Source organism: Escherichia sp. MOD1-EC5950, from assembly GCF_002965345.1.
In the GTDB taxonomy this organism is placed as follows: Bacteria; Pseudomonadota; Gammaproteobacteria; order Enterobacterales; family Enterobacteriaceae; genus Escherichia; species Escherichia marmotae.
The window spans coordinates 26,272-34,845 of the sequence record NZ_PTSR01000033.1; the positions used below are offsets into that span (position 1 = coordinate 26,272).

At 52.2% G+C, this 8,574-nt stretch carries 7 protein-coding genes; 3 read left to right on the plus strand and 4 right to left on the minus strand.

Annotation, left to right across the window (positions count from 1 at the left end; genetic code table 11):
* Nucleotides 1-26: 26 nt before the first annotated feature.
* Nucleotides 27-305 carry a hypothetical protein gene (locus BEA93_RS21115; protein WP_000804022.1) on the minus strand — a complete coding sequence of 93 codons (279 nt, stop codon included), beginning with the start codon at nt 303-305 and terminating at the stop codon, nt 27-29.
* Nucleotides 306-561: 256 nt separating this feature from the next.
* Here BEA93_RS21115 and psiE point away from each other — a divergent pair, with 256 nt between their 5' ends.
* Nucleotides 562-972, plus strand: a complete 411-nt coding sequence (gene psiE, locus BEA93_RS21120) for a phosphate-starvation-inducible protein PsiE (protein WP_000202902.1) — start codon at nt 562-564, stop codon at nt 970-972.
* A 94-nt stretch (nt 973-1,066) separates the two neighbouring features.
* On the opposite strand, the gene malG is transcribed toward psiE, so the two are convergent.
* The 3 genes from malG to malE all read right to left on the minus strand — a co-directional run bounded on the left by malG (nt 1,067) and on the right by malE (nt 5,593).
* A complete protein-coding gene (gene malG, locus BEA93_RS21125; RefSeq protein ID WP_001252091.1) occupies nt 1,067-1,957 on the minus strand; it encodes a maltose ABC transporter permease MalG in 891 nt (296 codons plus the stop codon).
* 14 nt (nt 1,958-1,971) lie between these two features.
* A complete protein-coding gene (gene malF / locus BEA93_RS21130) occupies nt 1,972-3,516 on the minus strand; it encodes a maltose ABC transporter permease MalF (protein WP_061090595.1) in 1,545 nt (514 codons plus the stop codon).
* 886 nt (nt 3,517-4,402) lie between these two features.
* Complete coding sequence (gene malE / locus BEA93_RS21135) at nt 4,403-5,593, minus strand: maltose/maltodextrin ABC transporter substrate-binding protein MalE (RefSeq protein ID WP_000695404.1); 1,191 nt, start codon at nt 5,591-5,593, stop codon at nt 4,403-4,405.
* A 364-nt stretch (nt 5,594-5,957) separates the two neighbouring features.
* Here malE and malK point away from each other — a divergent pair, with 364 nt between their 5' ends.
* Both malK and lamB read left to right on the plus strand, forming a co-directional pair.
* On the plus strand, nt 5,958-7,073 hold the full coding sequence (gene malK, locus BEA93_RS21145; protein ID WP_000179158.1) for a maltose/maltodextrin ABC transporter ATP-binding protein MalK: 1,116 nt from the start codon (nt 5,958-5,960) through the stop codon (nt 7,071-7,073).
* A gap of 71 nt (nt 7,074-7,144) precedes the next feature.
* Nucleotides 7,145-8,485: a maltoporin LamB gene (lamB, locus tag BEA93_RS21150; protein WP_001517566.1), complete on the plus strand. Its 1,341-nt coding sequence runs from the start codon at nt 7,145-7,147 to the stop codon at nt 8,483-8,485.
* The last annotated feature ends 89 nt before the right edge of the window (nt 8,486-8,574 follow it).

Genomic DNA, 8,574 nt, shown 5'->3' on the forward strand with positions numbered 1-8,574 from the left:
TTTCGCAATCACTGGCACCCTCATTCTTAATGGCCTGTCGAGCCATCAGGAACGCAGTTCACCCCCGGTTTACGATCTGGTGTGTAAAGGCGAAAACATTCTGTCTTCCTGTCCGTCGATATAGGTTGCAGGTCTGGTTGCCTGAGCGACTGAGCCATCATTGGACTGGAGACATTGCTTTGCGGAAGGTCGGCTTTATCAGCAGTACCGAGCGGACCGGCAAAAGCAGGAAGAACAGAGACTGATAACAACAAAGCAGCAAAATAAGGCTTCATTTTTACCACCTTTATCAGGTTAGGTTTTATTTGTTCCAGAGGAACATTGTCGATTTTTCGCGCTTTGTTGGTGGCTGGGAATCACCTGAATGGGTGATTTTTTGGGGGCGCGTGTCTTGCCGGAGGCACAGTCAGGCGCGGTTTATCCGGCCTACGGGGAGCCGCATCCGGCGCTGGCGGGAGGAGCCATCTAAATCCAGGTTGAACAAAACATACACAAAAAATATAGATCTCCGTCACATTTTTACGTTATACAGGAAGCTCGCCACTGAGTTGGAGGGCTGTTATGACGTCGCTATCTCGTCCCCGCGTGGAGTTTATCTCCACTATTTTGCAGACCGTACTCAATCTTGGCCTGTTGTGCCTGGGCTTGATTCTGGTTGTCTTTCTCGGCAAAGAAACGGTGCATCTGGCTGATGTGCTGTTCGCACCAGAACAAACCAGCAAATATGAGCTGGTGGAAGGGCTGGTGGTTTACTTTCTCTATTTCGAATTTATCGCCCTGATTGTGAAGTATTTTCAGTCCGGATTTCACTTTCCCTTACGTTACTTTGTCTATATCGGGATCACCGCCATTGTGCGCTTGATCATCGTCGATCATAAATCGCCACTGGATGTGTTGATCTACTCTGCAGCGATCCTGTTACTGGTGATCACGCTATGGCTGTGTAATTCGAAACGGCTGAAGCGGGAGTAAAAAAGAGGCGCTCCGAAGAGCGCCGAATAACAGTCACAAGTTAGGATAACGTAAGTTGAGGGTGCAGCGGCATAACATTGGCATAACAACATCTTTAACCTTTCACACCACCCGCCGTCAGGCCGTTGACCAGCCAGCGTTGAGCCAGCAAGAAGACGAGGGTGATCGGTAATGCAGACATCACAGCAGCGGCAGCAAAGTCACCCCACAGGTAGTTTTGTGGGTTGAGGTATTGCTGCATACCCACGGCCAGGGTGTAACTGTTCACATCACGCAGTAACAGCGACGCGACCGGAACTTCAGTAATAGCAGCGATAAATGACAGGATGAACACCACTGCCAGAATCGGTACTGACAGCGGCAGCAGGACGAGGCGGAAGGCCTGCCACGGCGTCGCGCCATCCAGCGCCGCCGCTTCTTCCAGCGAGCCATCGATAGTTTCGAAATAACCTTTGATCGTCCAGACGTGCAGCGCAATCCCCCCCAGGTAAGCAAAGATAACGCCGCCGTGGGTATTCAGGCCGATGAACGGAATGTACTCACCCAGGCGGTCAAATAACGCATACAACGCGACCAGTGAGAGTACCGCCGGGAACATCTGGAAAATCAGCATCCCTTTCAGCAGCGTCGCTTTGCCAGGGAAGCGCATACGGGCAAAGGCGTAGGCGCAGGTAGTGGAGAGCGCCACAATACCAATCGCAGAAATCCCCGCGACTTTCACCGAGTTCCACAGCCACAGCAGTACCGGGAACGGCGGTGGCGTAACGCGACCATCCGCCTGTTCAACGCTAAAACCTAACGCCAGTTTCCAGTGATCCCACGAGATTTGCTCCGGGATCAGGCTGCCGGTCGCGAAGTTCCCCTGGCGCAGCGAGATGGCGACGACCATTAGCAGCGGGAACATTATCGCCGCGATAAAAAGTAGCAGTAGCAGGTGAGTAATAAATAAACGTACTTTTTGCGATTTCGGTTGGACCATTGCCATTTTTGTTATCTCCCTTAATCAAACTTCATTCGCGTGGCTTTCAGGTTCACTATCGCCAACGCACCCACCAGCAGGAAGATCAGCGTGGCAATCGCTGCCGCCAGACCGAAGTCCTGACCACCGCCGCCTTCAAAGGCGATACGGTAGGTGTAGTTAACGAGCAGGTCGGTATAACCGGCTGGTGTGGTGGTGCCAAGACGATCCGGGCCGCCATTGGTCAACAGTTGAATTAGTACGAAGTTGTTAAAGTTAAAGGCGAAGCTGGCGATCATCAGCGGTGTTAGCGGCTTGATCAGCAGCGGCAGCGTGATTTTAAAGAAGTTCTGGAATGGGCCTGCGCCATCCATCGCAGAGGCTTCATACAGATCGTCTGGAATCGCTTTCAGCAAGCCCATGCAGAGGATCATCATGTACGGATAACCCAGCCAGGTGTTGACGATAATCAGCATCGTCCGCGCAGTGGTTGGATCGCTGAACCAGGCGGGCTTCACGCCAAACAGTGCGCTCAACATCATGTTGATTTCACCGAAGCTCTGGTTGAACAACCCTTTGAAAATCAAAATTGAAATAAATGAGGGGACGGCGTAGGGCAGAATCAGCAGTACGCGGTAGATAGCTTTGCCGCGCAACGCTTCCCATTGCACCAGACAAGCCAGCACCATGCCGACTGCCACCGTTAAAAAGACAGTGATCAGTGAGAACATCACGGTCCAGACGAAAATCGCGAGGAACGGTTTCTGAATGCCTTCGTCGGTGAAGACGCGGGTAAAGTTTTTCCAGCCGGTGGTTACGGTATAACCCGGACTTAACTTTTCGTCGCCCCAGTTGCCGTCGGCGGTAATGGACTGGTAAAAGCCTGTCTGGTCATTAGGGCGATACTTTACACCACTCTGGTTATTGGTCAGCGTACCATCATCGCCCAGCGTGTAGAGCGGCTGCGTACCGGAGAACTGGCGCAGGGAGCTCATCATCACTTTGTTGTCATCCGGGAGAATGGCGGTAATGTTGCTCAGTGCCTGACGATTTTGGGTAATCACGCGCAGATTTGCGCGCTCGCCTTCAGGCAGTGTGACGCTTTCTTTCAACTGTAGCTTTTGCTCGCCGCCAAATTTAAAGGCGTCGGAGAGATAATTCTTGCCGGTTTCACCATCGGTAAGCGCCAGTTGCCACTCATCACCTGCCGGATAAAGACCGAAGTTATAGGTTTTTCCCGCTTGCCAGGAACGATCCAACAGAACTTCCTGGGCGCGTTCAAAAGTAAGCTGGTTGGTGCTGCTGTAGTTGGTGAAGGCGATGGCGATGGTGCAGACCAGAGGGAAGAGGACGAATAAGCCCATTCCGGCCATTCCCGGATAGACATAGCGCCAGGCATAGGCTTTACGGTTGGCGAAAATATACAGCCCCGCTGAACTCAAAATCAGCGTGGTAATGGCGAACAGGTATTCCCCTTGTGCGTACATTAAAACTACAAGGTAACCCACCAGCAGGCCAAGCAGACCTAACACTGACCATTTCAGCGCGTCGCTTTGCCACCAATGTTTCTTTTTAATGACATCCATGGGGTTCTTCCTCATTCCAGGACGGATAAATGATTACACCGCATCCGGCAACAACTGCCTGATGCGACGCTGGCGCGTCTTATCAGGCCTACATACGTTTCGTTTTTTCGGTCGGATAAGGCGTTTACGCCGCATCCGGCAACAACTGCCTGATGCGACGCTAAGGCGTCTTATCAGGCCTACATAGGTTTCGTTTTCGTAGGCCGGATAAGGCGTTTACGCCGCATCCGACAACAACTGCCTGATGCGACGCTAAGGCGTCTTATCAGGCCTACATAGGTTTCGGTTTCGTAGGCCGGATAAGGCGTTTACGCCGCATCCGGCAACAACTGCCTGATGCGACGCTGGCGCGTCTTATCAGGCCTACATACGTTTCGTTTTTTCGGTCGGATAAGGCGTTTACGCCGCATCCGGCAACAACTGCCTGATGCGACGCTAAGGCGTCTTATCAGGCCTACATAGGTTTCGTTTTCGTAGGCCGGATAAGGCGTTTACGCCGCATCCGACAACAACTGCCTGATGCGACGCTAAGGCGTCTTATCAGGCCTACATAGGTTTCGGTTTCGTAGGCCGGATAAGGCGTTTACGCCGCATCCGGCAACAACTGCCTGATGCGACGCTGAGGCGTCTTATCAGGCCTACATACGCTTCGGCTTCGTAGGTCGGATAAGGCGTTTACGCCGCATCCGGCAACAACTGCCTGATGCGACGCTGGTGCGTCTTATCAGGCCTACATACGCTTCGGCTTTGTAGGTCGGATAAGGCGTTCACGCCGCATCCGGCAATCAATGCCTGATGCGACGCTGGCGCGTCTTATCAGGCCTACATACGCTTCGGCTTCGTAGGCCGGATAAGGCGTTCACGCCGCATCCGGCATTTAACGGCATTACTTGGTGATACGACCCTGTGCATCTTTCAGCGCGGCATCAACAGTCTGGCGACCGCTGGCAGCGTTGATCACTGCGGTACGCACGGCATACCAGAAGGCGGACATCTGCGGGATGTTCGGCATGATTTCGCCGTTTTTGGCGTTATCCATGGTGGCGGCAATGCGTTGATCTTTCGCCAACTGATCCTGGTAAGACTTCAGCGCCACGGCACCCAGCGGTTTGTCTTTATTCACTGCTTCCAGACCTTCGTCGGTCAGCAGGTAGTTTTCGAGGAACTCTTTCGCCAGTTCTTTGTTCGGGCTGGCAGCGTTAATGCCTGCACTCAGAACACCAACGAATGGTTTGGAAGGTTGTCCCTTGAAGGTCGGCAGCAGCGTCACGCCGTAGTTCACTTTGCTGGTATCGATGTTGGACCATGCCCACGGACCGTTGATGGTCATCGCAGTTTCACCTTTGTTAAAGGCTGCCTCTGCGATGGAGTAATCAGTATCCGCATTCATGTGTTTGTTTTTAACCAGATCAACCAGGAAGGTCAGACCCGCTTTCGCGCCAGCGTTATCCACACCAACGTCTTTCACGTTGTATTTATCGTTTTCATACTTGAACGCATAACCACCGTCGGCGGCAATCAGTGGCCAGGTGAAGTACGGTTCTTGCAGGTTGAACATCAGCGCGCTCTTACCTTTCGCTTTCAGTTCTTTATCCAGAGCCGGGATTTCTTCCCAGGTTTTCGGTGGGTTCGGCAGCAGGTCTTTGTTATAAATCAGCGATAACGCTTCAACTGCGATCGGATAAGCAATCAGTTTGCCGTTATAACGAACAGCATCCCAGGTGAAAGGATACAGTTTGTCCTGTAACGCTTTGTCTGGGGAGATTTCAGCCAACAGACCAGATTGGGCATAGCCGCCAAAGCGGTCGTGCGCCCAGAAAATAATGTCCGGACCATCGCCAGTTGCCGCAACCTGGGGGAATTTCTCTTCCAACTTATCTGGATGCTCAACGGTAACTTTAATTCCGGTATCTTTCTCGAATTTCTTACCCACTTCTGCGAGGCCGTTGTAGCCTTTATCGCCGTTGATCCAGATAACCAGTTTACCTTCTTCGATTTTGGCGAGAGCCGAGGCGGAAAACATCATCGTCGTTAAAACAGATAATGCGAGGATGCGTGCACCTGTTTTTATTTTCATAATCTCTGGTCCTTGTTGGTGAAGTGCTTGTGAAAACGCCTGAACGGACTCTAGTTTCTTTATACGGCAACCTCTTTCCATCCTCCTTGCCCCTACGCCCCACCCTCGCTTTGTGTGATCTGCGTCGCAGAAATAGCAGTATTGCGGGGAGGCGCACACAAAATTGCCATGTTTTTTGCAAGCAATATCACGAATTTCCTTACTTCTCCTCGGATTAGTATGCAGACACCATCTTCTCATCCTCCCGCCTCCTCCCCCATAAAAAAGCCAGGGGGTGGAGGATTTAAGCCATCTTCCGATGACGCATAGTCACTGCATCATGAATGTTGCTGTCGATGACAGGTTGTAACGAAGGGAGAAGGGCATGGCGAGCGTACAGCTACAAAATGTAACGAAGGCCTGGGGGGATGTGGTGGTATCGAAAGATATCAATCTCGACATCCACGAAGGTGAGTTCGTGGTGTTTGTCGGACCATCTGGCTGCGGTAAATCCACTTTACTGCGCATGATTGCCGGTCTTGAGACGATCACCAGCGGCGACCTGTTCATCGATGAAAAACGAATGAACGACACCCCGCCAGCAGAACGCGGCGTCGGCATGGTGTTCCAGTCCTATGCGCTCTATCCCCATCTGTCTGTGGCAGAAAATATGTCGTTTGGCCTGAAATTAGCAGGCGCAAAGAAAGAGGTCATCAACCAGCGTGTTAACCAGGTAGCGGAAGTGCTGCAACTGGCGCACTTGCTGGATCGCAAACCGAAGGCGCTCTCCGGTGGCCAGCGTCAACGTGTGGCGATTGGTCGTACGTTGGTGGCCGAGCCAAGCGTGTTTTTACTCGATGAACCACTTTCCAACCTCGATGCAGCGCTGCGCGTACAGATGCGTATCGAAATTTCCCGTCTGCATAAACGGTTGGGTCGCACAATGATTTACGTCACTCACGATCAGGTCGAAGCGATGACGCTGGCCGACAAAATCGTGGTGCTGGATGCCGGTCGCGTGGCGCAAGTCGGGAAGCCTCTTGAACTGTATCACTATCCGGCAGACCGCTTTGTCGCCGGTTTTATTGGTTCACCGAAGATGAACTTCCTGCCGGTGAAAGTAACTGCTACCGCAATCGATCAGGTCCAGGTTGAGCTGCCGATGCCAAACCTCCAGCAAGTCTGGCTTCCGGTTGAAAGCCGCGATGTTCAGGTCGGTGCCAACATGTCGCTGGGCATTCGCCCGGAACATTTACTGCCAAGCGATATCGCTGACGTCATCCTTGAGGGTGAGGTTCAGGTGGTCGAACAGCTTGGCAACGAAACGCAAATTCATATCCAGATCCCTTCTATTCGTCAAAACCTGGTGTACCGCCAGTCTGACGTGGTGTTGGTAGAAGAAGGTGCCACATTCGCTATCGGCCTGCCGCCAGAGCGTTGCCATCTGTTCCGTGAGGATGGCACTGCATGTCGTCGACTGCATCAGGAACCGGGCGTTTAAGCATCCTACAAAAGACACAGAGCCTGTGACAGGTGATGTGAAAAAAGAAAAGCAATGACTCAGGAGATAGAATGATGATTACTCTGCGCAAACTTCCTCTGGCGGTTGCCGTCGCAGCGGGCGTAATGTCTGCTCAGGCAATGGCTGTGGATTTCCACGGTTACGCTCGTTCCGGTATCGGCTGGACAGGGAGCGGCGGTGAACAACAGTGTTTCCAGACCACTGGCGCTCAAAGTAAATACCGTCTTGGCAACGAATGTGAAACTTATGCTGAATTAAAATTGGGTCAGGAAGTGTGGAAAGAAGGCGATAAGAGCTTCTATTTCGACACTAACGTGGCCTATTCCGTAGCACAACAGAATGACTGGGAGGCCACCGATCCGGCTTTCCGTGAAGCGAATGTGCAGGGGAAAAACCTGATTGAATGGCTGCCAGGTGCCACCATTTGGGCTGGTAAGCGTTTCTATCAGCGTCATGACGTTCATATGATCGACTTCTACTACTGGGATATTTCTGGTCCTGGTGCCGGTCTGGAAAACATCGACGTTGGTTTCGGTAAACTTTCCCTGGCAGCAACGCGTTCTTCTGAAGCGGGCGGTTCTTCCTCTTTCGCCAGCAACAATATTTATGACTATACCAACGAAACTGCGAACGACGTCTTTGACGTGCGTTTAGCGCAGATGGAAATTAACCCGGGCGGAACCTTAGAGCTGGGTGTCGACTACGGTCGTGCCAACCTGCGTGATAACTATCGTCTGGTTGATGGCGCATCGAAAGATGGCTGGATGTTCACTGCCGAGCATACCCAGAGCATCCTGAAAGGCTTTAACAAGTTTGTTGTTCAGTACGCAACAGACTCTATGACCTCACAGGGCAAAGGGCTGTCGCAAGGGTCTGGCGTCGCATTTGATAACGAACACTTTGCTTACAACATCAACAACAACGGTCACCTGCTGCGTATCCTGGATCACGGTGCGATTTCTATGGGTGACAATTGGGACATGATGTACGTGGGTATGTATCAGGACATCAACTGGGATAACGACAACGGCACCAAATGGTGGACCGTCGGTATTCGTCCGATGTACAAGTGGACGCCTATCATGAGTACCTTGATGGAGATCGGCTACGACAACGTCGAATCCCAGCGCACTGGCGACAAGAACAACCAGTACAAAATCACCCTCGCACAACAATGGCAGGCTGGCGACAGCATCTGGTCACGCCCGGCTATTCGTGTCTTCGCAACCTACGCCAAGTGGGATGAGAAATGGGGTTATGACTACAACGGTAGTTCCTCTTCTAACCCGAACTACGGCAAAGCTGTTCCGGCGAACTTCGAAGGCGGTAGCTTCGGTCGTGGCGATAGCGATGAGTGGACCTTCGGTGCCCAGATGGAAATCTGGTGGTAATAGCAAAACCTGGGCCGGATAAGGCGTTTACGCCGCATCCGGCAACCAACGCCTGATGCGACGCTGTCGTGTCTTATCAGGCCTACAAC

Bases quoted from the DNA above. Each gene is read 5' to 3' on its own strand.
- malF (WP_061090595.1), bottom strand. From the start codon at position 3,516: ATGGATGTCATTAAAAAGAAACATTGGTGGCAAAGCGACGCGCTGAAA.
- malK (WP_000179158.1), top strand. From the start codon at position 5,958: ATGGCGAGCGTACAGCTACAAAATGTAACGAAGGCCTGGGGGGATGTG.
- lamB (WP_001517566.1), top strand. From the start codon at position 7,145: ATGATGATTACTCTGCGCAAACTTCCTCTGGCGGTTGCCGTCGCAGCG.
- psiE (WP_000202902.1), top strand. From the start codon at position 562: ATGACGTCGCTATCTCGTCCCCGCGTGGAGTTTATCTCCACTATTTTG.
- malG (WP_001252091.1), bottom strand. From the start codon at position 1,957: ATGGCAATGGTCCAACCGAAATCGCAAAAAGTACGTTTATTTATTACT.
- malE (WP_000695404.1), bottom strand. From the start codon at position 5,593: ATGAAAATAAAAACAGGTGCACGCATCCTCGCATTATCTGTTTTAACG.